This window comes from Denitrobaculum tricleocarpae (assembly GCF_007004665.1).
In the GTDB taxonomy this organism is placed as follows: Bacteria; Pseudomonadota; Alphaproteobacteria; order Kiloniellales; family Kiloniellaceae; genus Denitrobaculum; species Denitrobaculum tricleocarpae.
In genome coordinates, this window is sequence record NZ_ML660058.1 from 120,044 (window position 1) to 143,416 (window position 23,373).

The 23,373-nt window shown below is 59.8% G+C and carries 24 protein-coding genes; 12 read left to right on the top strand and 12 right to left on the bottom strand.

From position 1 onward, the window contains the following. Window positions 1-83: 83 nt before the first annotated feature. The 5 genes from FKG95_RS19605 to hutC all read right to left on the bottom strand — a co-directional run bounded on the left by FKG95_RS19605 (window position 84) and on the right by hutC (window position 4,757). Entirely contained in the window at window positions 84-1,070 is a 987-nt protein-coding gene (locus tag FKG95_RS19605; protein ID WP_142898111.1) for a DUF3137 domain-containing protein, read from the bottom strand. Then, window positions 1,067-2,032 (bottom strand): DUF3137 domain-containing protein, encoded by a 966-nt coding sequence (locus tag FKG95_RS19610; RefSeq protein WP_142898112.1) that lies wholly within the window; start codon window positions 2,030-2,032, stop codon window positions 1,067-1,069. Before FKG95_RS19610 ends, FKG95_RS19605 begins: the two co-directional genes overlap by 4 nt. Window positions 2,033-2,219: 187 nt before the next feature. Next, on the bottom strand, window positions 2,220-3,164 hold the full coding sequence (locus FKG95_RS19615; RefSeq protein WP_142898113.1) for a DUF3137 domain-containing protein: 945 nt from the start codon (window positions 3,162-3,164) through the stop codon (window positions 2,220-2,222). Window positions 3,165-3,176: 12 nt separating this feature from the next. Then, on the bottom strand, window positions 3,177-3,755 hold the full coding sequence (locus tag FKG95_RS19620; RefSeq protein ID WP_142898114.1) for a LemA family protein: 579 nt from the start codon (window positions 3,753-3,755) through the stop codon (window positions 3,177-3,179). Window positions 3,756-4,034: 279 nt separating this feature from the next. Then, window positions 4,035-4,757, bottom strand: coding sequence for a histidine utilization transcriptional repressor HutC (gene hutC / locus FKG95_RS19625; protein WP_142898115.1), 723 nt, complete (start codon window positions 4,755-4,757; stop codon window positions 4,035-4,037). A gap of 169 nt (window positions 4,758-4,926) precedes the next feature. On the opposite strand from hutC, the gene hutG reads away from it, so the two are divergent. After that, the gene (gene hutG / locus FKG95_RS19630; RefSeq protein ID WP_142898116.1) at window positions 4,927-5,721 is read left to right on the top strand and encodes an N-formylglutamate deformylase; all 795 of its coding nucleotides are present in this window, start codon (window positions 4,927-4,929) and stop codon (window positions 5,719-5,721) included. Window positions 5,722-5,727: 6 nt separating this feature from the next. On the opposite strand, the gene FKG95_RS19635 is transcribed toward hutG, so the two are convergent. Beyond that, window positions 5,728-7,050, bottom strand: a complete 1,323-nt coding sequence (locus FKG95_RS19635) for a serine hydroxymethyltransferase (protein WP_142898117.1) — start codon at window positions 7,048-7,050, stop codon at window positions 5,728-5,730. A 168-nt stretch (window positions 7,051-7,218) separates the two neighbouring features. On the opposite strand from FKG95_RS19635, the gene FKG95_RS19640 reads away from it, so the two are divergent. Next, entirely contained in the window at window positions 7,219-8,109 is an 891-nt protein-coding gene (locus FKG95_RS19640) for a LysR substrate-binding domain-containing protein (RefSeq protein ID WP_179954183.1), read from the top strand. Here FKG95_RS19640 and FKG95_RS19645 read toward each other — a convergent pair. Together FKG95_RS19645 and FKG95_RS19650 are read right to left on the bottom strand one after the other, a co-directional pair. After that, a complete protein-coding gene (locus FKG95_RS19645) occupies window positions 8,106-8,552 on the bottom strand; it encodes a GNAT family N-acetyltransferase (protein ID WP_142898119.1) in 447 nt (148 codons plus the stop codon). The two genes, FKG95_RS19640 and FKG95_RS19645, sit on opposite strands and share 4 nt — an antisense overlap. A gap of 9 nt (window positions 8,553-8,561) precedes the next feature. Further along, the gene (locus FKG95_RS19650; protein ID WP_142898120.1) at window positions 8,562-9,131 is read right to left on the bottom strand and encodes a hypothetical protein; all 570 of its coding nucleotides are present in this window, start codon (window positions 9,129-9,131) and stop codon (window positions 8,562-8,564) included. A 239-nt stretch (window positions 9,132-9,370) separates the two neighbouring features. On the opposite strand from FKG95_RS19650, the gene FKG95_RS19655 reads away from it, so the two are divergent. Next, window positions 9,371-9,559: a hypothetical protein gene (locus FKG95_RS19655; protein ID WP_142898121.1), complete on the top strand. Its 189-nt coding sequence runs from the start codon at window positions 9,371-9,373 to the stop codon at window positions 9,557-9,559. A 78-nt stretch (window positions 9,560-9,637) separates the two neighbouring features. On the opposite strand, the gene FKG95_RS19660 is transcribed toward FKG95_RS19655, so the two are convergent. Continuing rightward, window positions 9,638-10,585 carry a DUF2336 domain-containing protein gene (locus FKG95_RS19660; protein ID WP_179954184.1) on the bottom strand — a complete coding sequence of 316 codons (948 nt, stop codon included), beginning with the start codon at window positions 10,583-10,585 and terminating at the stop codon, window positions 9,638-9,640. Window positions 10,586-10,866: 281 nt separating this feature from the next. Next, window positions 10,867-11,643 carry a hypothetical protein gene (locus FKG95_RS19665; RefSeq protein ID WP_142898123.1) on the bottom strand — a complete coding sequence of 259 codons (777 nt, stop codon included), beginning with the start codon at window positions 11,641-11,643 and terminating at the stop codon, window positions 10,867-10,869. 132 nt (window positions 11,644-11,775) lie between these two features. Here FKG95_RS19665 and FKG95_RS19670 point away from each other — a divergent pair, with 132 nt between their 5' ends. Next, a complete protein-coding gene (locus FKG95_RS19670) occupies window positions 11,776-12,333 on the top strand; it encodes a hypothetical protein (RefSeq protein ID WP_142898124.1) in 558 nt (185 codons plus the stop codon). Between the two features lie 59 nt (window positions 12,334-12,392). Here the strand turns inward: FKG95_RS19670 and FKG95_RS19675 are convergent, their stop codons facing one another. Continuing rightward, window positions 12,393-13,091 (bottom strand): TetR/AcrR family transcriptional regulator, encoded by a 699-nt coding sequence (locus FKG95_RS19675; protein ID WP_142898125.1) that lies wholly within the window; start codon window positions 13,089-13,091, stop codon window positions 12,393-12,395. Between the two features lie 362 nt (window positions 13,092-13,453). Here FKG95_RS19675 and FKG95_RS19680 point away from each other — a divergent pair, with 362 nt between their 5' ends. From FKG95_RS19680 to FKG95_RS19715, 8 genes are all read left to right on the top strand, one after another. Beyond that, window positions 13,454-14,800: an NAD(P)-dependent oxidoreductase gene (locus tag FKG95_RS19680; protein ID WP_142898126.1), complete on the top strand. Its 1,347-nt coding sequence runs from the start codon at window positions 13,454-13,456 to the stop codon at window positions 14,798-14,800. A gap of 102 nt (window positions 14,801-14,902) precedes the next feature. Next, complete coding sequence (gene preA / locus FKG95_RS19685) at window positions 14,903-16,180, top strand: NAD-dependent dihydropyrimidine dehydrogenase subunit PreA (protein WP_142898127.1); 1,278 nt, start codon at window positions 14,903-14,905, stop codon at window positions 16,178-16,180. A gap of 106 nt (window positions 16,181-16,286) precedes the next feature. After that, entirely contained in the window at window positions 16,287-17,519 is a 1,233-nt protein-coding gene (locus FKG95_RS19690) for a Zn-dependent hydrolase (protein ID WP_142898128.1), read from the top strand. A 113-nt stretch (window positions 17,520-17,632) separates the two neighbouring features. After that, window positions 17,633-18,463 (top strand): ABC transporter ATP-binding protein, encoded by an 831-nt coding sequence (locus tag FKG95_RS19695; protein ID WP_142898129.1) that lies wholly within the window; start codon window positions 17,633-17,635, stop codon window positions 18,461-18,463. Between the two features lie 61 nt (window positions 18,464-18,524). Beyond that, a complete protein-coding gene (locus FKG95_RS19700; protein ID WP_142898322.1) occupies window positions 18,525-19,406 on the top strand; it encodes an ABC transporter permease in 882 nt (293 codons plus the stop codon). Then, a complete protein-coding gene (locus tag FKG95_RS19705; RefSeq protein ID WP_142898130.1) occupies window positions 19,403-20,542 on the top strand; it encodes an ABC transporter permease in 1,140 nt (379 codons plus the stop codon). The genes FKG95_RS19700 and FKG95_RS19705 overlap by 4 nt, the downstream gene beginning before the upstream one ends. Window positions 20,543-20,666: 124 nt before the next feature. Next, window positions 20,667-21,668: an ABC transporter substrate-binding protein gene (locus FKG95_RS19710; RefSeq protein WP_142898131.1), complete on the top strand. Its 1,002-nt coding sequence runs from the start codon at window positions 20,667-20,669 to the stop codon at window positions 21,666-21,668. 373 nt (window positions 21,669-22,041) lie between these two features. Next, on the top strand, window positions 22,042-22,983 hold the full coding sequence (locus tag FKG95_RS19715) for a DMT family transporter (RefSeq protein ID WP_218940269.1): 942 nt from the start codon (window positions 22,042-22,044) through the stop codon (window positions 22,981-22,983). 60 nt (window positions 22,984-23,043) lie between these two features. On the opposite strand, the gene FKG95_RS19720 is transcribed toward FKG95_RS19715, so the two are convergent. After that, window positions 23,044-23,328 carry a hypothetical protein gene (locus tag FKG95_RS19720; protein ID WP_218940270.1) on the bottom strand — a complete coding sequence of 95 codons (285 nt, stop codon included), beginning with the start codon at window positions 23,326-23,328 and terminating at the stop codon, window positions 23,044-23,046. Window positions 23,329-23,373: the final 45 nt, after the last annotated feature.

The following is a 23,373-nucleotide window of genomic DNA, read 5'->3' on the forward strand; positions in this document are numbered from 1 at the left end:
GGTCTCCCGGTTAAAGCTGTCCCGTGTCACATTGAAGCCGCCCGCGGCCTTCGGCTGAAGACTCCCGGCCTGAACACACGAGGTCATATCTGAAAGGGCGCTTTGCTTTTGCTGCTGTCCAGCTTCAGCACATCAAGGGTTTCGAATATGGCCCAGAAACGGATCAGGGCCGCCTCCAGGCGGCGGGGGTCGTCGGCAGGCCAGGTGGGATCCGTGACCTCGGCAGCGTTTTCCGTCAGATCAAGCGACATCAGCATGGTCGAACCGGTGAAGGCGAATTGGATATCGAACCCCAGCCTCTGTTCCAAAGCCAGCAGCTGCCCGCGCAGGACCGGCGTGACGATGGAGCGGGCCTCATCTTCATCGGTCGCATAGATTTCGAAGCTCTGCTCGAAGGTCCAATCGCCAAGCTCGACCCGCTCGGGCGGCGTTTGAAAGCCCTGCGAAACTGCGTGCAGATGCCTGTCATTCTTCAGGATGAGCGTCTGACCCCTGAAACGCCGCGAGAGTTCGAATACCGAAAGCAGGCCGTTGAAGACCACCGATGGCTGTCCTTCGCCGTTCTCCTTGAGCAATGCATCGGTTTGCAGAAAGACGATGTCCTTGTAGGACCCCGCCAACTGGTTTTCGTAGCGGGATGTGCTGAAGCCGCCGACCAGGCCAAAGCTGGCAAAGTTCTTTGCCTTCGACTGCATGGGCGCGAGCGCATAGGAAATACCGGCGGCATCGCACAGGGGTTTGTATATCTCCTGGCGCATGGCCAGGGTCATGTCCGGCCGTGGCCGTTTGCTCAGCGCCCACTGCGCGCCGCCACCGGCCAGTGCGCCCAGAAGCACGCCGTTCACCGTACCGATTGCCAGATAGGCCAGACTGCCGACCACCAGGGCAATCGCGAGAGAAGCGATCCAGGTCAACTCGTCGCTGCGTTTGCGTGCCTGATGCTTCTTGACCAGCTCGATCAGGCGCGGCGCGATGCCCTCGTTGTAGATGGTCGCGGCGGTTTTCGTGGCCAGCGGGACGCCGGAATGCGCCGTCGCGGGTTGGTCGGAAAGAGCGGCCTTATCGTTCAAAGCTTTGTCTCTGCGTTGAGGCGGAGGGTTTCGACCACATCGAAGATCATGGTCAGGTCAATAACGAATTCCCGCAAACGCTTTTTGTCCGCCAGTGGTGCATCCAGCCCGCCGATGCTAAAGGCGTCACGGTTACGATCGATTGACATAAGCAACGAGTTGCGGTCAAAGGCAAGACGAACCTTTGCCGCCAGTTGCTCTTCCAGCTCGAGAAGCCGGTCAGTGAATGCGCGGGGCAGCAGATCGCGTGCCTCGATCTCGTCGTTCGAGTAGACTTCGTGTGCACGCTCGAATTCGAGGTCTTCCAGGCGCACGCGTTCCAGTTTGTTGCCGCCGTGGCCCAAAAAATTGCCCACAAGGCCGCCATCCCGAAGCACCAGGGTACGTCCGTGGAAGCTTTTGCTCATATCAAAAGAGACAAGAAGACCGTGAAAGACCGTCTGCATGCTTTCGATACCCCTGTATCGGAGATGGGCGCCGAGCAGAGAAAAATTGAGACCCTTGTATCTGCCCGACACCTCACCTTCGAACCGGCGGTGATTGCAACTGCCGGCCAACCCGAGTTTTTGAAAGTATCCGACGTCGGAGCCATTGGGTTGCAGTTGGTAAGTAAAGCCAAGCGCATCGCAAAGCGGAACAAAGACGTCCTGCCTGACGCTGTCGGTAAAGCGTTTTACTGGTCTTGCAATGCGTAACCAGTAGCTGACAGCACTCGTGGGTACAGCTAAGAGAAGGGCGTCAACGGAATGGGTGATGAGGAATGCGACGAGAGCGGCCGCGGCCCCTTCGGCCAAAACCAGAGTCCAATTCCTACGCTTTTTCTGTGCGAGCGCGATCCGTTCGTGATCGCGGGCCTCTAAACCTGGTGCGATCTTTTCTTCGAAAACTGTCTCGAACCTGTCCAGCAATGACCCTGTGCGGGCTGTCGATGGCAAGTGCATATTTCCACCATCACTTTTCAAGATGTCGCTAGCGTTCCGAAAATACGCTTTGATTGGTAAGCAAAGTTTAACGAAATTGCTTGTAACGGAGAGTGCGTGATCAGGCGCGGCGCGATGCCATCGTTACAGGTAGTCGCGGCGATTTTTATGGCCAGGGGGACGCCGGAATGTGCCGTTGCGGGTTGGTCGGAAAGAGCGGACTTATCGTTCAAAGCTTTGTCTCTGCGTTGAGGCGGAGGGTTTCGACCACATCGAAGATCATGGTCAGGTCCTTGACGATTCCCAGCAGCCGCCTTTTGTCCGACAGGGGCGTTTCCAGTTTTCCGATGTTAAAGGCGTCGCGACTCAGTTCGATGGACATAAGCAGCGAGTTGCGGTCAAAAGCAAGGCGGACCTTCGAATTCAATTGCCGCTCCAGGTCCAGAAGGCGGTCCATGAAGGCCGGGGTCAGCAGATAGCGCGCCTCAACCTGATCGCTCGAATAGACTTCATAGGCCCGCTCGAACCTGGGATCTTCCAATCGCACGCGTTCCAGCTTGTTGCCGATGCCGCCGAGAAAATTACCCAGCATGCCGCCGTCCCGCAGCACCAGCGTGCGTCCCCGAAAGCTCTTTGTCATCTCGAAGGCTGCGAGCAAGCCATGAAAGACCGTGCGGGAATTGTCTTTGTCGACGTCCTTGAGGTGTGCATCGACAAGCGAGAAATCGAGATCGTCATAGCGGCCTGAGACTTCGTCTTCGAACCTGCTGCGATTAAAGCCGCCGACCAGTCTGAGCTCGGTGAAATAGCGGGCGTTCGAACCATCCGGTCGCAGGCGGTAGGTAAAGCCGAGAGCGTCGCAAAGCGGAATGAAGATCTCCTGCTTTATGCTGTCGGTCAGACGTTTGGTCGGCCTGGCAATCAGCAGCCAATAGACGCCTGCGCCCACGGGCAGGGCCATGAAGACCGAATCAACGTCGCGGGTGAGAAAAAACATGATGGAGGTCGCCGCGGCGCTCGCCGCGATGATCACTGCCCAGTTGCGGCCCTTGTTGCGTGTCAGAGCGACACGCTCGTGATCACGGGCCTGCAGACGCGGGGCGATCTTTTCTTCGAAAACCGCTTCGAACCGCTCCAGCAGCGAGCGCGTGTGTGTCGGTGAAGGCAAGTCCATCGTCTTCCCCGATCACTTCAGATAGTCGTCGACATTCACGGCCGCGCGGTGGCTAGTGTCTTCCATCTCCCAGAAGGGCATGGGCTTTACCTTCGCCCAGCCCGCAATCATGCTGCCGGGAAAAATCTCGACAGCGTTGTTCAAATCGGTCACGGCGGCGTTGTAAAACCGCCGTGCGGCCGAAATGTGGGCCTCGGCTTCCGTGAAGGTGTCCTGAGCTTTTGTGATGGTTTCCGCAGACCGAAGCTCCGGGTAGTTTTCAGCGACTGCGAAGAAACGGGCCATGCCGCTTTGCAGCTCCTGGCCGGCGGTCAGATGGGCTTGAACGGCTGCCGGGTCGCTCGGGTCGTAACCGGCATCAACGCGCGCGCGCAAGGCCGTCAGACCTTCCAGCAGATCTTTTTCATGGGTCATGAAACGGCCGGCAAGCTTCAGGATGTTGGGCAGCAGATCGTGCCGCTTCTTGAGTTGGACATCGATCGACGAGAGGGCTTCGCGCGCTGCGTTTCGGCGGCTGATGAGTTTCGCATACCAGATATAGAGGATCACGCCGGGTACGACGATGATCAACAACAGCGTTCCCAATTCCATCCCGTCACTCCCCCCGAGGGTTTAGGATTCGTTGAAGATCCAAATACACAGGTATCATTCTTAGTGGAGCCGCTACCAGTTTTCGAGATCTATTTCGCGATCAGAACATAAGCCGGGAATGGTAAATAAAGGTTAAGCATGTTCTACGTTGCGAAGGTTGGCGCCGTCGAAGGCAATGCGAATGATCGCATGGCGATCCTCCAGGCTTTTGAGCGGGGCTTTACGGATGCACAACCTGAACGGTGCCGGCAGGGGGGCATCGCCGATGTGGCCCGGACGTCAGCTGCTGAAGCGGCCCCAAAGCTGGAAGCGGTCGCCCGGATGGACAAGCCGGGCATAGGTGACCGACTTATCTCCCGACCAGGTCCGGCGCTTGAGCAGCAGACAGGGCGCCTGCGGGCTGATCGAGAGCAGCCGCGCGGTTTCCGGGTCCGGTTGGATCGCCTGAATCACATGCTCCGCCTCACTCAAGGGCGCGGCCTTCATAAGGTATTCGTAGGGCGTGATGCTCCTGAAATTCTGGCTCAGGTAGTCGGGCGCAGCTGCGGGGTTCACAAAGCGGTCTTCGAGCTGCACCGGCTGTTCATTCTCGAAGTGAAGGATGAGCGAGTGAAAAATCTCGGTGCCTTCTTCGAGGCCCAGCAAACCGGCCTCCACGCTGCCCGCGGTTTCTGCCCGCAAGAAATAGATCTCGGAAGAGTAATGGTGACCACGCTCGCGAATCTCGTCCGCGATGTTGCGGATCTCCAGCACGGCGGATTGCGGGCGGCTTTCGGCGACAAAGGTTCCGGCCCCCTGGGTGCGGGTCAGCCAGCCCTCGGCGGTAAGTTCGCGCAGCGCCCGGTTGACGGTCATGCGCGAGAAGCCGAGCGAACGGGTCAGCTCATTTTCCGAAGGAACGCGGGCACCCTCGGGCCAATCGCCTTTCAGGAGGCGGTCCAGAATATGATCTTTGACCTGCTGGTAGGCAGGCGCATTGTTTTGGCCTTGCGGAAGGGTCATGCGGTCCTGTCCAGTCTCTGCAAGACGTTCACACAGGTTGCAGGGCGGGCGGATTTCATCTTAACGTTATCCCAAGGTCCAAAGAGCGATACTCAGGCTTGTATAGACAAGCTTGCGCCCTCTGGCCAGCATGGCTTGCCTTGGAAGCGAGTAAGAAACCGGAAGTTCAATGGAGCCCTTCGTCTTTAAATCCGGGACCGCACCGGTTCTTTTGTCGATGCCGCACAGTGGTGTGTTCATTCCGCCTAAACAGCAGGCGCGCATGACTCCCGCTGCGTTGGACGTACCGGATACGGATTGGCATCTGCCCCAGCTCTATGACTTTCTGGAGGACCTGGGAATCGGCGCGATTCGCGCGACCCATTCGCGCTATGTAATCGACCTGAACCGCGACCCCGGTGGTCAGCCGCTCTATCCCGGGGCTAACAATACCGAGCTTTGCCCGACCACCAGCTTCTCGGAAGCCCCGCTCTACCGGACGGGCGAACAGCCTGACGAGGCGGAGATCGAGGCGCGCAGAGCAAAGGTCTGGCAGCCCTATCATGACAAGATTGCCAGCGAACTCGCGGCCATTCGGGAGAAGCACGGGGTTGCCGTTCTCTGGGATGCGCACTCGATCCGCAGCGAAGTACCGCGCTTTTTCGACGGGCGGCTAACCGATCTCAATCTGGGCAGTGGCGGAGGCGTAACCGCGGCGCCTGAGCTGCTGAACCGGCTTGGCGAGATTGCCAAGGTGACGGCAGATTACAGTTTTGTCATCGACGGACGTTTCAAGGGTGGCTACATCACGCGCCACTATGGCGATCCGGCGAACAACATACATGCCATTCAGCTTGAGCAGTCCTGGGCGACTTACATGAACGAGGACCCGCCTTTCGGCTTCCGCGAGGACCTGGCGACCGGTGTGCGGCCCGTCCTGCGGCGCTTTTTGGAGTCGGTCGCCGCCTGGGCGCGGGACGCTTAGAGCCCATTAGTTCCGAATGTGATGCAGATCGGTGAAGCGGCTGCGGAACGCGGTGACATCTGCCGCGACCCGGGCCGGATCTTCCTCTGATAGCCCGCGCGCGATCAGTCCCGCCAGTTCGGGCATGTCTTTTGCGGTCATTCCCCAGCGCACGATTTCCGGCGTGCCGATGCGCAAGCCATTCATGTCATCGGTAACCGGTTCGATCGGCAAGCCGATGCCGCAGGTCAGGATATTGGCCCGGCGCAGCCGTTTGGCCGCCGCCTGACCTCCGCCGTAACCGGCTGCTTTCAGGGCAAACTGATGGGATGTGGTGACGCCTTGCGCGGTCGAGAAGAGCGGCAGGCCTTCCTTTTTGAGTGCCTCGGCCAGAGCGGCGGCAGTCTCGATCATGGCGTTGGCGTAGGCGGCACCATAGTCACGCCAGTCCAGCAGGCTGATCGCGAGCGCCGCCGACTTGGCTGCGTCGAAGTTGGCGGTCAGGCCGGGGAAGGCGATGGCGTCCAGGCGCTCGGCAAGTTCGGCGTCATTGGTGACGATCAGCCCGCCTGCGGGGCCGCCCAGGGATTTATAGGTGCTCATGGTCATGAGGTGTGCGCCCTGATCGAGCGGGTTTTTCCAGGCGCGGCCCGCGATCATGCCGCAGAGGTGCGCCGCGTCGAACAGCAGGGTGGCGCCGACCTCGTCGGCAATCGCCCGGACCTCGGCAACCGGATGGGGCAGGAGGTTCAAACTGCCGCCAAGAGTGATCAGTTTGGGTTTGATTTCCTGTGCCAGCCAGCGCAGGCCATCGACATCGACGCTGTAGCCATCGGCGTCGACCGGTGCGCTGTGGATTTCGACGCCGTAAAAGCCCGCTGCGCCGGCCGCGTGGTGGGTGACGTGACCGCCGATCTCGCCGGGCGGTACGATGATCGCATCGCCCGGCTGAGCCGTGGCCATAAAGGCGTAGAGATTGGAGAGCGCGCCCGACGCAACCCGGATTTCGGCATAGCTTGCATCAAAGATCTCAGCTGCCAGTTCCGCCGCAATGACCTCGATCTTTTCGATGGCTTCCAGGCCCATCTCGTATTTGTCGCCGGGATAGCCTAGAGAGGGCCGGGACCCAAGGCCCTGCGCCAGGACGGCTTCTGCTCTCGGGTTCATGACATTGGTGGCCGGATTGAGATTGACGCAGTCTTTTTCATGGATCCTGCGGTTTTCTCCAATCAGCGCATCGACCCGCCGGGTTAGCGTCTCAGAGTCCGCATGCGCGGTTTCCGCCGCGATGGACTGGATGTAGGTCTCCGCGGCTGCGGGAACCCAATTTCGCGACTGTAGCTTCGGCATCGATTCATTCCGGTCTTTAGATGGGCCCAGCTTGAGCCCCGGCGCTTTCGCATCAGAAACCACGTCTGGCGGCGCGTTGGCAAACCAGTTATCGTCGAATCGAGGCATAGAAAAAATGAGTCTATCTTAACTATTTGTATGGCCGTTGATCCCCCAAGACCCAAAGCCATGCCTTTGCGGGCGCTGCGTGCCTTCGAGGCGGCAGCCCGGCATGAGAGCTTTGCGCTAGCCGGTGAAGAACTCGGCGTGACCCCAGGCGCCATCGCCCAGCAGATCAAGTTGCTGGAAGACTGGGCGGGCTGCCGGCTCTTCGAACGCAAGGCGCAGGGCGTCCGGCTGAGCGAACCGGGGCGCGCTGTCTTGCCCGCTCTCACGGCCGCTTTCGACGCCTTGGGGGCTTCGGCTCAGGAACTGCGGCGAGCCGGTATGCCGGGTTCGATCCGGATCGCTGCTTTGCCTTCTGTGGCGCAACTCTGGCTGTCGCCGCGCCTGCCGGCCTTGCGGGCCGCTTTCCCGGAGCTCTTGATTTCGGTCACCGCCTTGGAACGTCCGCCGAACCTGCAGCGCGAATCCTTCGATCTGGCGCTGTTTTTTCTCAATGAGGTGCCGGAAGGCGTCGAATGCAGCGTGCTGGCCGAGGACCGCCTTTTTCCCGTTTGTAACCCTGAGCTTGCACAGAAGCTCAAACGCAGGGCCGAGCCCTCTCATGACGTCCTGTTGCACGACGAGACCTGGCGCGATGACTGGCCTGACTGGCTGCGCGCCGCGCGGGCGCACAGCGGCCGGCATCGTCACACCAGCGACGGCAACAGCGGGCCGGTGTTCTCGCTCTACAGTCTCGCCGTCCAGGCGGCCATTGACGGTGCGGGCCTGCTGATCGGCCATGAACCGCTGGTCGAAACCGCCGTGGCACGAGGGCGGTTGGTTCAGGCTTTCAACTTTTCCCTGCCCAGCGAGAAACCGCTTTGCGCGTTGGTGTCCAAACTCAGCCGGGAAGATCAGGTCAGCCGGCAGGTGGTGCAATGGCTGAAACAGGGCAATGGATCTGAGCCGGTCTAGGGTCTTCGGATTTCCAGACCGGTCTTGCTGTCCGCGCGAAAACCCAGGGACTCGTAGAAGGCGATCGTGCCCTCGCGCTGCGTGCCCGTCATCAGCATCACTTTGTAGCACCCGGCTTTCCAGGCCTCCTCGATGGCGTGGGACATCACCGCCTTACCTGCGCCCTGACCACGGCTCTTCGCGTCGGTCACGACGTTTTCGATCACGGCATAGGGCTCAAGATTCCGGGTTAGGTTCGGCACCACGACGAGGGTGCAGGTGGAAAGGCTCTTCTCCCCGTCGTGGGCGACGAGGATCCGTGTCATGGTGTTTTCGCGCATCTGAGAAAACAGGGCCTCCGCCGCCTGCGGATCCGGTTCGGGGTCCGCCGGATTGAGCTGACGGTAGAGGCGAAGAAGATCCTGTAACTCTGATGCCAGGGCTTCGCGGCATGTGAGGTTCATTTGCGGCCGTTACCAACGAGGTTTGAAATTATAGTGCCACTCAGACTCATCGGGATCTTGGAGCAAGTCGAGATCCAGAAATTCTGCCAAAGCCTCTTTTGCGTCTGTTGCCGAAGCGGGTTTCGACAGATTGTCCTTGCCGACGCGAATGCCGTCGAAAGTCAGGATTGCTTCGGCGCTCACAGGTAGGTTGGGGTGAGCGTCGTCTCCGTCGTACCCCATGTAGTCGATCTTGGCCGATTGCCGAATTTTGTACTTATCCTCGCCGAGGTAGGTGAACTTGCCCTTGATGTCATGACAGAAGTGATGTTCGCCGTCATAGAAGGACATATTGATCTGCTCTATCGCCTTTGCGGCGGTGAAATCGATCTGTTCGAGGCTTCGCCAGTCGCGCCCCGTGAAGGGGATGTCTTCCGAGTTCAGGGAACATTCAAAGTCTTCATCAAGATATTGGACTTCTTCGAAATGGATGTATGAGACAAAAAAGAGTGTCCGCGGAAACCCGATATTCTTGTTTTCGAACAGATAGCCTGTCAGTTCGCCGCCTTTGGCGACCAGTAACTCTGTGGGGAAGGACATGAAATGTACGCCTGATGATCTGAAACGGAGACATGAACTTCCATATACTGAAGCGTGTATTGATGCGGTGTCGATGAAATTCAGATCGAATGGCCGAGTGGTAACGCAAATGCAAGTGGTTGTGACGCTTTCCAAACCGTTGGACCTCGCCCATATCTACAGAAGCGTGGGCGTCGCGGTTCACGTCTGGGTCGGGATTTAGTTTAGATGTCGTTAATTCGCAAAGGATCCCATTTGTCATGCGTTCTTTTCTGATCATCACCCTTATGGCACTGCCGCTCGCGGCCTGTGAAACCACGTCCGAGCGGGTGTGCCGTGACGAGCGCGGTTTAACGCCGGGAAGTCAGGCCTTCGCCGAATGCGAGCAGGCGGAGTACAACAAGCTGGTGCAGCGGGTCCGGCGGCATCAGAATATTGGGAACAAGTAGGCCCTGTTTGGGATCACAGCCGGATCGGGGTTCTGGGATATCCTATATGGGATGTCCTGTAATAGCGCGGTCACGCGATCAGGCGACTGCACCCCGAGCCGCGGCGCCACCGGATCCGCTCTTGCGGGAGGATAGGATGCGTTCGACGATTTCTTTCTTCGCGAACTCAGGCAGTTTGGCGCGCTGACACACCTGCTCGATGGCATTGGCGGCGCCCTGACGCAGGACCAGCTCAATGTTTTTCGCAGGAATGTCGGTCAGGAGCGACACGGCTGTCGAAAAGGCAAAGAGGTTGCCGCGGCGCGCGATCAAGAGGCAAAGCGTGCGGTTCAGGAGACCCTTGTTGTACATGACCCGCAAAAGCGCTTCCGCTTCGTCGTTTTTCTGTGCATCGACCAGACGCAGTAGGACGGCCGATTCGGTTTCTTCCGCGATGTTTTCCGCGATGTCTTTCGGAACCTCGTAGGTCTCTTCCAGAAAGATCCGCGTTGCTTCCGAGACGTAGCCCACCAATTCCGAGACCAGGCTGGCCGGCAGCTGTGAGCGCATTGCCATTTTCTCCAGCAGGCTGGGCTCGTGCCCGAAGCGGTCGATCACTGCCCGGTATCCGGAGATGCCGATCTGAGCGCCCTTGTTGGTAATCAGGATATCCGCAACGCCGGCATCTCCGACCTGTGCGAGAAGGTCGGCGAGAGCGGTTTCGAGCGCCGGGCGGCCTGCGATGGCCTTGCGGACCTTGTTGGAAACCACGCGCACGATCTCGCAGAGTTCCTCGTCCTTGAAGACCGGGGTTTTGGCAAGAAATGCCGCGGAAACACGCTCGGCATCACGCGCCAGCATGTAACCGAGCTCCTTCGGCAGGTCGGGCCGGTTGCAGAGGCTGATCGCGAGTTCTTCACGAACCGCCTGGGAGGTATCCTCGATCAGTTGCCGTGCGATCCCCCAGGCGACATCGCGCTCCGAATCGCTCAACTCACCCTCGAGACGTTCTCCCAACTTGACGGCAAGCTGTCTTCGTTTCGACAACGGCTTGTCGCTGAGCTTTTGCCCAGGAGGTGAAGGAGTATTCTGCGTCGTCATAGGAGAGCCAGCCTCACTTTTTTCAACGTATGAACGGCAATTGTCTCAGAATCTACGTCAGTGGTTATGCAAAGCTTAACGCGGGTCCTTTGAGTTTGATTTTTCTACCAAAAGTTCATGTGCCGTCGTCGCTATATAGTGTTTGGTAGAGCGCTGCGGACTTTGATAGGTGTCGGCTTCAACTTTCTGGTTTGCTGACCCTTCTTCTTGGAGGAAAGAGGCTGGTGCTAAGTGGCTCTGTCCATATTTTCAGCAACGCCTTCTAAGGTTTTGTCCTTCATCTCCTGTTCGAAGTCCTGCATGAGGGCTGCGCGCTCTTTCGGCGGCAGCTTCTCAAACTGCTCTTCTGTCAGGCCCTCCTCTTTCAGGAAAGCCGCGAAGAACCTCTCTTCCGGGGTTTTACTCATGTAATCCAGGAACTCGGTGGCGGCATCGCTGGATGTGGCGTTGGCATCATCGCTTTCTTGCGCGATCAGCTGCGTCATGAATTCGCTCAGGGCCTGCTGCGGCTGCTGCAGTTGCTCGTACACTGGATCCTTCTGCGTGGCGGCCACGGTCAGGGTTGCATCGTATTGCGGCAGGGCATCGAACTCTGCCTGGGTCAGGGCAGCGGCAGATATTTCCACTTTGCCACCCGTAAGCTCGGCAATTCTTTCCGCGCGTGCCTGGGCCAGCATGGGGCCGGATTTGCCGTTCACGGCGTTTGGCAGGTCGCCGAACAGGCTCGATCCGAGCCCGTTGGAAGTCTCGATGGAGCCGCTGTTGTCTATTCTTGCAACAACTTTTCCATTCACGCTGACTGTTGCGTAGTCTTGAAGGGCTGCCTGGTTTGAGGTGCTGTTGAGGTTGGTATAGTGCGCTTCCAGGTACTTCTGTTGTTGCGCCTGGTAGCTGTGAGAACTTGCTTCGGAAGCTTCGCTGCCGCCGGTTTTTTTCAGAGAGCTCGGGTCGATTCCTCTGAAACTTGCAGAGTTGACGAAAAATCCCGCTTGAATCGGCATCATGACGGATGTCCTCTGGTTCACTCGAATTCGCTTACAGGTAGCAAAAACCGTGCCAAAACGTTGCGTCATTTACGCTTTACAAAGAACCTCCACGTAGCGTCGCGAGATCTTTTGTCTTGGGATACCTGGGCTATGCCTGACAGCAAATTCGCTCTTGCACTGAGCGGCTTCCTGCTTTTGGCCTTCGTCAAAGCCGGGCCCGCCGCTGCCGATGCCTATACAACCTGCCTGGGTGAGATCGCCGACGCCGACCTCGAAGCGAAAACCGCTTACCAGCGCGCTTTGAGGGATTTGATCGTCGATCGGAGGCCGGAGTTTGCGGAGCTCGCAGATATCAATCGGGACCTCCAGCTTCTTCTTGCCCAGATGCGGTTTGCGCGGGTGGACTACCTGCTCACCACCGCCCCGGAGCGCGTGGACGGCAAAAACGGACTCTCCAGGTTCCGGAACTTCGATTGGACGCAGGAGGATCTTGACCGGATGACCGCCAACAGCACCGAATACCGGGAGCAAAGCGTGCGGCTGGAGCGTCTGAAAGGCAGGAACCAGGGCCATCCCGACTGGCCCGCTATGCGCAGCTTTGTCCGAAGCGAAATGTCGGAAGGGGGAGCCTTTGCGCAAATCACCGCTGACTTCATAGAAGCGGGTGCGGCACTGGAAGCACGGATGGCCGGCTGTTCGGAAAACTGAGCGGCCTCAGGGAACAGGATGGCTATAAAAACTGAGGGCGGTCTGTCACCTGTCCCACTTTAACCTGTCTTGACCCCGCAGCCCTTCAGAACCACGCGGGTGATGGTTTGGACGGCGGTCTCGAAGTCTTCTTCGGTCAGATCGCGGTGGTGCAGGACGGCTTTGGCCTGGGCCTGGAAGTCGGCATAGTGCTGGGTCGAGGCCCAGATCAGAAAGAGCAGATGGGCGGGCTCGACCGGATCCATCAGGCCCTTGTCCGCCCATTTGCGCAGCACTTCGGATTTTTCCGCGACCCATTCGCGCAGATCCGTCCCCAGATAGTCCGCGAGGATCGGCGCGCCCCGGATGATCTCGTTGGCGTATATGCGCGAGGCGAGGGGCTTGTCGCGCGACAGCATAACTTTGGTGCGGATATAGATGGCGAGCGCTTCGGCGGGATCGTCGTCTTCCGTGATGCGTTGAAAGGGCTCCAGCCAAAGATCGAGAATGTTGTCGATGACCGCCCGGTAGATCGCTTCTTTGGTGCTGAAATAGTAATGCACATTGGCTTTGGGCAGACCGGCCCTGGTAGCGATCTCAGCGGTTGTCGCGCCCGCGTAGCCCTTTGCGGCAAAGACCTCCTCGGCGGCGGAAATGATCCTGGCCTTGTTGCGCGCCCTGATCTGTCCGGTCTTCCCGGAACTCCTGCCGCTGGTCGCGGTGCTATCACCGCTGTGCGTTTCCCCCGGCGCTTCATCGCGCCTTATGTCTTCCGTCATGATTTTCCGACTTTTCTTATTTGCGCAGAGACCGGCTTGACACAGAGACCGGCAGCCCGGCTCAAGGTCGGTCTCCGCCGATCTTTACCGCACAAGCATAACGGCAGACACAGCCTAAGCAAAATTCCTTCTCTCACACAGAGGCCGCGAGTGAGACATCATTCGCTGTTGCGGGGGCAATTTCAAGTAATAATGAGACGCGTTCGCAATATTTAAGCTTTTGATATTAAGCATAAAATTTCGTGAGTTTAAAAAAGTTGACCATATGGTCAGAATTTGACTAACCTTTTTGCCAACAACAGGGCCGGGCAAAAGTCCGGCCACAAGAATACGTTTGAACAGAGACATACTGGGACCGAAAGATGACGGCTTCTGCTGATATCCAGGCAGGACGGCTGCGTCCTGATGATTACGTCGAAAACTTCAACGATGTACATCCGCCGCTCGACCGCAAACGTGCAGTGATCGAAGCGTCGCGCTGCTACTACTGCTACGATGCGCCCTGTGTCGAGGCCTGTCCGACGGGCATCGATATTCCGAGTTTCATCCGCAAGATCGCGACCGACAACGTCAAGGGGTCTGCGGTTGATATCCTGAGCGAGAACATTATGGGCGGTGCCTGCGCACGGGTCTGCCCCACAGAGATTCTCTGCGAGGGGGAGTGCGTCCGCAACACCCAGGAAGAAAAGCCGGTCAAGATCGGCGAGCTGCAGCGCTTCGCCACGGACCGGCTGTTCGAAAGCGGTGCGGAAGTCTTCGAGCGTGCGCCCTCCAGCGGGAAGACGGTCGCCGTTGTCGGCGGCGGTCCCGCCGGTCTCTCGGCGGCGCACCGGCTCTCGATGCTGGGTCATGACGTCGTGGTATTCGAAGCGCGCGACAAGGTCGGCGGTCTGAATGAATACGGCATCGCCGCCTACAAGGTGCCGCATGATTTCGCGCAGCGGGAAGTGGAGTTCATTCTCTCGCTCGGCGGCATCGAACTGCGGTGCGGTGAGGCGATCGGGAAAGACTTTTCTCTCAGTGACCTGCGCCGTGACTATGATGCAGTGTTCCTCTCCATGGGCATGGCCGGGGTCAACGCGCTGGGGCTTGAAAACGAAGACCTGGCGGGTGTTGTGGATGCGGTCGATTACATCGCCGAGCTGCGCCAGAGCGGAGATCTCTCGAAGCTTCCCGTGGGCCGCAAGGTCGTGGTGATCGGCGGCGGCAACACGGCCATCGACATCGCCGTTCAGACCAGGCGCCTGGGCGCGGAAGATGTCACGCTGGTCTACCGGCGCGGCAAGGAGAACATGAACGCCACCTGGCACGAACAGGACTTCGCCCAGCTCAACGGCGTGAAGATCAAACACTGGGCCCAACCGGCCAGACTGATCGGCAAGGACGGGCAGGTGAAGGAAATCGAGTTCGAATATACGCAGCTCGACGACAACGGCCGCCTGATGGGAACCGGCGATCACTTCACGCTGCTGGTGGACCAGGTCTTCAAAGCGATCGGACAAACCTTTGTGCCGACGCCATTGGTGAATGGTTCAGCCGATGTGCTCGAACTGAACGGCGGCCGGATCGCGGTCAACGAAGACCGTCAGACCTCGCTGCCGGATGTCTGGGCCGGCGGTGACTGCGTGACCGGAGACGACCTGACAGTTGTGGCGGTTCAGGACGGTAAGGTTGCCGCCGCGGCCATCGACCGGAAGCTGCGCAGTTAAAAACCGGGCGGCTGAAAAACGACGCTGCCGTCAAGTGCAATTCGTTAAGAAACTTTATTAACAGGTGGCTCCAAGGGGCTGAAAAATATAGGAGAGGTCGAGGTGGCTGATCTTCGTTGCAACATTGCCGGCGTGCAATCTCCCAATCCCTTCTGGCTGGCGTCTGCGCCGCCGACCGACAAGGAATACAACGTCGTGCGCGCCTTCAAGGCGGGCTGGGGCGGCGTGGTCTGGAAGACCCTGGGCGAGGATCCGCCGGTGGTCAACGTCTCCTCCCGCTACGGCGCGGTGAACTACAACGGCACCCGCATGGCCGGCTTCAACAACATCGAGCTGATCACCGACCGGCCGCTGGATGTGAACCTGCGCGAGATCAAGCAGGTCAAGCGTGACTGGCCGGACCGGGCCATGGTCGTTTCCCTGATGGTGCCCTGCGAAGAGGAAAGCTGGAAGCGCATCCTGCCGCTGGTGGAAGACACCGGAGCGGATGCGGTGGAGCTCAACTTCGGCTGCCCGCACGGCATGTCCGAGCGCGGCATGGGCTCTGCGGTCGGGCAGGTGCCCGAGTACATCGAGATGGTCACGCGCTGGTGCAAGAAGTACACGCGCATGCCGGTTTTCGTGAAGCTGACCCCGAACATCACCAACATCCTGCATCCTGCGCGCGCGGCGAAGGCAGGCGGAGCGGACGCGGTCTCGCTGATCAATACCATCAATTCCATCGTGACCGTCGATCTGGACGCCATGGCGCCGACGCCCATCGTTGGCGGCAAGGGCGCACACGGCGGCTACTGCGGCCCGGCGGTGAAACCGATCGCCCTGAACATGGTCGCTGAAATCGCCCGCGATCCGGAGTGCGGGGGCATTCCGATTTCCGGCATCGGCGGCGTGAGCAACTGGCGCGATGCCGCCGAGTTCATTTCCCTGGGCTCGGGGTCGGTTCAGGTCTGCACGGCGGCCATGCACTACGGCTTCAAGATCGTCGAAGACATGGCCGACGGCCTGTCGAACTGGATGGACTCCAAGGGCTACAAAAACCTGGACGACTTCCGCGGTGCGGCGGTGCCGAACGTGGTCAACTGGAACCAGCTCGACATGAACTACGAGTGCGTGGCCGAGATCAACCAGGACCTCTGCATCAAGTGCGGCCTGTGCCATGTGGCCTGCGAAGACACCTCCCATCAGGCGATCTTCGCCAAGCGCGTGGACGGTAAGCGGCACTATGAGGTCAACGTGCCGGAGTGCGTCGGCTGCAATCTCTGCATGCTGGCCTGTCCCGTGGACGACTGCATCACCATGGTCGAGGTCGACAATGGCAAGCCTTACATGAACTGGTTGCAGGATCCGCGTAATCCGGCGAACATCAAGGCGGCGGAATAACCGCCGATAGCTGCAGGACGAACAAGCAAGGCCGGAAATCGGCTGAATTACAGGGATGCGGCCACTCACGCCAAGATGAGGGCCGCGGAAAACTCGGGGACGACAGATGCAGAATATGCGGGTTAACGGCGATCGCCTTTGGGACAGCCTCATGGAGATGGCCAAGATCGGCGCCACGGAAAAGGGCGGGAACTGCCGCCTGGCCTTGACCGACCTGGACAAGGAGGGCCGCGACCTCTTCGTCAACTGGTGCAAAGAGGCCGGCTGTACGATCAAGGTCGATCAGATGGGCAACATCTTCGCCCGCCGCCCGGGCAAGGACGACAGGCTGCCCCCCGTCATGACCGGCAGTCATCTGGACACCCAGCCGACCGGCGGCAAGTTCGATGGCGTTTACGGTGTGTTGGCGGGCCTCGAAGTCATCCGCACCCTGAACGACTTCAACATCGAGACCGATGCGCCCATCGAGGCCTCCGTCTGGACCAATGAGGAAGGCTCGCGTTTCGCCCCGGCTATGGTGTCTTCCGGCGTCTTCGCCGGTGTCTTCGATCTGGAGTACGGTCACAGCCGTGCGGATCTGGACGGCAAGACCATGGGCGAGGAGTTGGAGCGCATCGGATACAAGGGCAGCGAGCCGGTCGGTGGCCGTAAGATCCGTGCCTTTTTCGAAGCCCACATCGAGCAGGGGCCGATCCTGGAGGCCGAAGAGAAGACCATCGGCGTGGTCACCGGCGCGCAGGGCCAGCGCTGGTTCGAGGTCACCATGACCGGTGCCGAATCCCATGCGGGCACGACCCCCATGAACCGGCGCAAGGATGCGCTGCTCGGCGCGTCCAAGGTGGTGACGGCGGTCAACGACATTGCCATGAAGTACGCGCCGAATGCCGTGACCACGGTAGGCCTGATGCAGGTCAGCCCCAACTCGCGCAACACCATTCCGGGCGAGGTCTTCTTTGCGGTCGATCTGCGCAATCCCGAAGACGAAGCCCTCTCGGCGATGGCGGCGGAGCTGAAGGAGGTCTGCGAGAAGGTCTGCGCCGAAGATGGCCTGGAGCTGGATCTCAAGGAGATCTGGTATTCCCCGCCCATCGCCTTCGATGCCGATTGTGTAAAGGCCGTGCGCGGCGGAGCCGAGAGCGAGAACTTCGCGCATCGCGATATCATCTCCGGGGCCGGACATGATGCCTGCTATATCAGCCGTGTTGCGCCGACGGGCATGATCTTCGTGCCCTGTGAAGACGGCATCAGCCATAACGAGGTTGAGAATGCCACGCCGGAAGATCTGGCGGCCGGTTGCAATGTGCTGCTGCAGGCCATGGTGGCCCGCGCGACTCTCTGATAAAGCTCTCGAACAAGAAAAAGCGCTCGCGTCAAAGCGGCCATCGGGCGGAAGAGGATTGATCTGGGGGACAGAGCCTGGCTGTTGCGCCGGGCCGGAAATTTGAGGTTGGAATGCAAAACGTGGCGGTGAAAGCCGAACCCGCGGCGGCGAACCGGAGCGCCGGAAACTCCGTGGTGGAGACCGAACAGCTGTCATTGACGTTCCAGACAGCGGACGGACCTGTTTACGCCCTGTCGAACGTCAACCTGACGATCGAGCAGGGCGAATTCGTATCTTTCATCGGGCCTTCGGGCTGCGGCAAGACCACGCTGATGCGGGTGATCGCGGACCTGGAGCAGCCGACCCAGGGCCGCATCACGGTCAACGGTGTTACACCCCGGGACGCGCGTCTGAACCGGGCTTATGGTTACGTCTTTCAAGCGCCCGCGCTCTATCCCTGGCGGCAGGTCGACCGCAACGTGACCCTGCCGCTGGAGATTATGGGGCTCTCCAAGGACGAACAGGCGCAGCGAGCCGCGCAGTACCTGGAACTGGTCAACCTCAAAGGCTTCGAGAAGAAGTTTCCCTGGCAGCTTTCCGGCGGCATGCAGCAGCGGGTGTCCATCGCCCGCGCGCTAAGCTTTGAACCGGATCTGCTGCTGATGGACGAACCCTTCGGCGCACTGGACGAGATCACACGGGATCATCTGAACGAGCAGCTTCTGCGCTTGTGGGAGAAAACCCAAAAGACGGTGGTCTTCGTCACCCACTCGATCCCGGAGGCGGTTTTCCTCTCCTCCAAGATCGTGGTGATGTCGCCGCGCCCGGGCCGGATCATCGATGTGATCGACTGCAATCTGCCGCCCGACCGGACTTTGGATGCCCGCGAGACTCCCGAATTCCTGGAGATCGCCCACCGGGTGCGCGAGGGGCTGCGGGCGGGACACAGCTATGACGACTGAGGTCGCCGACCCCTCCAGCGCAGCACCCGCGGTCCGGCAGCCGGGTTTGCTGTCGCGTGTCATGAGTGGCAAGACCGGACCGGTCGCGGTCATGTTGCTGGTGATCGTTCTGATCTGGTACGCCGGTGCGGTCTACCTCAACGCGCCGCGTCTGATCGATGGCTACGAGCGCAATGATACCGAGTGGACCTTCGGGCAATTAACCGACGATGCCTGGGCGATGGAGCGGCCGATCCTGCCCGCGCCGCACCAGGTGCTGGTCGAGATGAACGACACCATCCTCGGCAAGAAGATCACCTCGAAGCGCAGCCTGGTCTATCACTCCTGGGTCACGATTTCCTCGACCCTGCTCGGCTTTGCCATGGGCACGGCCCTGGGAATGTTGCTTGCGATCGGGATCGTACATGTGAAGGCTCTGGACAAGAGCCTGATGCCCTGGGTCATCGCATCCCAAACCATTCCGATCCTGGCCATCGCGCCGATGATCATCGTGGTCCTGGGCGCGATCGGTCTGACCGGACTGGTGCCCAAGTCGATCATCTCCATGTACCTCTGCTTCTTTCCGGTGACCATCGGCATGGTCAAGGGCCTGCGGTCGCCCGATCCGCTGCAGCTCGATCTGATGCGCACCTACAGTTCCTCGGCCTCGCAGGTCTTCTGGAAACTGCGCTGGCCCTCATCGGTGCCCTTTCTCTTTGCGAGCCTGAAGGTCGCGATTGCGATCAGCCTGGTCGGCGCCATCGTCGGTGAGTTGCCGACCGGCGCGCAGGCGGGCATTGGGGCGCGCCTTCTGGTCGGTTCTTACTATGGTCAGACGATCCAAATCTGGTCGGCGCTGGTCACGGCTTCCATCCTGGCCGGGTTGCTGGTGGCGCTGGTCGGCGTGGCCGAGAAGTTCGTCCTGCGCCACATGGGTGTGATCCATGCGGGAGGTGCGCGATGACTCTGCGCATCAATTCGCTGGCGGTTTTCCTGCTCCTGGCGGCGCTGAGTGTGGTCATCGATTCGCAGCTCGGCGGGTTTACCTGGTTCAGCGGAGTCTCGGCGACAGTCGCACTGAGCATCGCTTCGCTCTGCGCGCTCTGGTGTCTCTGGAACGGACGCGGCGGCGCCCAGGCGGCGGGGGTTGCGGTCGCGGGTCTTCTTGCCGGAGCTTTTGTGCCGCTCGCCGCTATAGCGGCTGCGGCGGAAGGACAAACCGGGTTCGAGCTGGGCGTCGGCCTTTGGCTCTATCTTTTTGCGCTCGCCTTCGTTGCCTGGCGGGCGATGGCGCTGCTCTCGGATCTGCGCGGGGCATCGCCTCAGGCCAGCACGGTTTTCGCCTTGCTGGTGCCCGCTCTTTTCGGGTTCTGGCTTCTGTACCTCTGGCAGGTTCTGGTCGAGGGGTTTGGGGTGCCGCGTGTGCTGCTGCCGTCACCGAGTGCAATCGGGGAGGTGATGGGCGGCAGCACCGGTACCATGTGGGCGGACTTTTATCAGACCTTCATCAAGTCGGTCATACCCGGTTACCTGATGGGCTGTGGTGCCGGGTTGCTGGTCGCGGTCCTGGTCGACCGCGTACCCTTCCTGCAGCGGGGCCTTCTGCCATTGGGCAACTTCGTCAGCGCCATTCCCATCGTCGGCATCGCGCCGGTCATGGTGATGTGGTTCGGCTTCGACTGGCAGTCCAAGGCGGCGGTGGTAGTCATCATGACCTTCTTCCCCATGCTGGTGAATACCATTGCCGGGCTGGCGGCATCGGGGCGGATGGAGCGGGATCTGATGCGCTCCTACGCGGCGAGTTATTTCGAAACGCTGCTGCTTTTGCGGCTGCCTTCGGCCTTGCCCTTCATTTTTAACGCCTTGAAGATCAACTCGACACTGGCCCTGATCGGCGCGATCGTGGCCGAGTTTTTCGGGACACCGATCGTCGGCATGGGCTTTCGGATCTCGACTGAGGTCGGGCGGATGAATGTGGACCTGGTCTGGGCGACCATTGCGATTGCCGCGCTGTCGGGGTCGCTGTTCTACGGTGGTCTGGCAATGCTGGAACGCAGCCTGACCTTCTGGCATCCTTCTTATCGGCGCAGGGGAGGGTAAGACAAACCGGTCGGCGCCCAAAAAACGAGAGAATCGACGGAGCAACAACGAAGCGACTGGTGAAAAGGGCGATCCGGCACAGAAAAGCGGATCGTCATGCAGGGATAATAACAGGAGAGGTTTAATGAAAAAAATTATACTGCTTGCCGCCGCGGCCGCGGTTGGCTTGTCGGCTTTTGCGGCGCAGGCTGCTGAGGAAGTGACACTACAGCTGAAATGGGTCACTCAGGGGCAATTCGCCGGCTACTACGTGGCCAAGGACAAGGGCTTCTATGAGGAGGCCGGTCTCGACGTGACCATCAAGCCGGGCGGGCCCGACATTGCACCGCCGCAGGTGATCGCCGGCGGAGGTGCCGATGTGATCATCGACTGGATGCCCTCCGCGCTGGCATCGCGCGAGAAGGGCGTGCCGCTGGTCAACATCGCCCAGATCTTCAAGTCTTCCGGCATGATGCTGACCTGCCGTAAGGATTCCGGCATCACGTCGCCCGCCGACTTTAAAGGCCGCACCCTGGGTGTCTGGTTTTTCGGGAACGAGTATCCCTTCCTGAGCTGGATGAGCAAACTCGGTCTTCCGACCGAAGGCGGCGCGGATGGTGTTACGGTCCTCAAGCAGGGCTTCAATGTCGACCCGATCCTGCAGAAGCAGGCGGACTGTGTCTCCACCATGACCTATAATGAGTATTGGCAGATCATCGATGCCGGCCTCGCGCCCGAAGACCTGCTGGTCTTCAAGTACGAGGACCAGGGCGTGGCCACTCTGGAAGACGGTCTCTACGTTCTGGAAGAGAACCTGAAAGACGAAGCCTTCGTCTCCAAGATGGCCAAGTTCGTCGCGGCTTCCGTGCGGGGCTGGGAATACGCCGCGGCCAATCCGGATGAAGCGGCTGAGATCGTGCTCGAGAACGACGCCACCGGCGCACAGACCGAGAAGCATCAGCAGCGCATGGTGCGTGAGATCAACAAGCTGGTTGCCGGCTCCGACAAAGGCATCGGCTTCCTGGATCCCGCCGACTATCAGCGTACGGTCGATGTGCTGCTGGGCAATGCTTCAACGCCTGTGATTACCAAGGCTCCGGAAGGTGCCTGGAGTCATGCGGTCTGGAATATTTCTCAGGGCCAGTAAGGTCCTGCGAGAGCAGATTTGCGATGATCCGGTCGAGAGGGGAAGTGTTACAGCTTCCCCTTTCTCTTGAAACCAAAGCCAGAATGCGACTGTGCTGCACTTTAATGCATCTCAGAGCGCGAAAAATGCTTTCTCGTTGCACTCGTTGGTCGAGGCTTTCATAGTGACTGACTTATGTACCTGAGAGCAATTCGGCTAACCCGACACTAAAAGATGGCAACGTAGAAAGACGCATCCCGTCTTGACGCGAAGCCTTTTCCGTTTCTCGATTTCACTCCTCGGCGTGGTGATCGCAGATTCAAGTGGGATCCCTCCTGGCAAGATACGTCAGGAACAGGAATCACACTCCACCTGATTGAACAGAGCCCACCAAGTGCCATCGGATCAGACCAAGACTGCCGCACCACTTGAGCCAGCCGCCGTCCCGGCGCCCCGGAACAATGTGCTGCAGGGCGTCGGCTGGATGCTCTTGACCGGTTTTCTCTTTGTTGCCGTGACGGGGATCGTGCGTCATCTGGGCTCCGACATGCCGGCGATCGAGGCGGCCTTCATCCGCTACTGCTTCGGTTTGCTGCTGATCCTGCCGGTGCTGGTCAAGCTCACCAAGCAGCGCATGGAACCGGGACTGCTGAAGCTCTACGGGTTCCGCGGGCTGGTGCACGGCATTGCCGTTATGCTCTGGTTCTATGCCATGGCCCGTATTCCGATCGCCGAGGTCACTGCCATTGGATATACGGCACCCATCTATATCACCATCGCAGCCGCGTTCTTTCTGGGCGAGCGCTTGCAGCTCCGCCGGACGCTGGCCATTCTCGTCGGTCTCGCCGGATCCCTGGTGATCCTGCGTCCGGGCTTTCAGGAGATTAACTCGGGACAGTTGGCGCAGGTGGTGGCGGCACCTCTCTTCGCCGCATCCTTCATCATCGCAAAGAAGCTGACCGACCGGGCGGATCCCTCGGCGATCGTTGGCATGCTCTCGGTCGTGTGTGTGATTGTCCTGCTGCCTGGTGCGATCCTGCAGTGGCGCGATCCCACCCTGGAAGAGCTCATGTGGCTGGCGCTGACGGCGGTCTTCGCGACCGCGGGACACTACACACAAACCCGCGCTTTCCGGGCCGCGCCGATCACCGTGACCCAGCCTATTATGTTCCTTCAACTGGTCTGGGCGGCGCTGCTGGGCATGGCGCTCTTTGATGAGAGTCTCGATCCCTTCGTCTTCCTGGGCGGCGCGATCGTCATTGGTGCGGCAACCTATATCTCGCATCGCGAAGCCTTGGCGGCGCGTCGTCAGAAGGCGTTGGAGGCAGGCAAGTGATGTGTTCACTTGGAGAGAGGTGGCGATAAGATCTTACGCCGACCCGCAAGTGGTCTCAGGTTAATCCAGCGCCTCGACGATGCTTTGCAACTCGCCGCTGAGGGAGGTTGCGGGAACGTCCTGACCCGCACGCCGGTACCAGTAAGCGGCGTTGGAGGCATCGCCCTCGACGCGGTGCAGATGGGCGTGCACCCAGGCGCCGGCCTTGCTGTCATCGGCCTGTGCAAGCTGGTGGGCTTTGTCCCAGTCTCCTTTGGCCTGATACCAGAGGGCTTGAAGCGGGAGGCTATAGCCGGCTGGTGGCGATGACATATCAAGCGAAGAATTGAATGCCTTCAGGTCCACTGTTTACTCCCAGGTTTTATCGGACGCTTTCTGCGCACTGTTCTT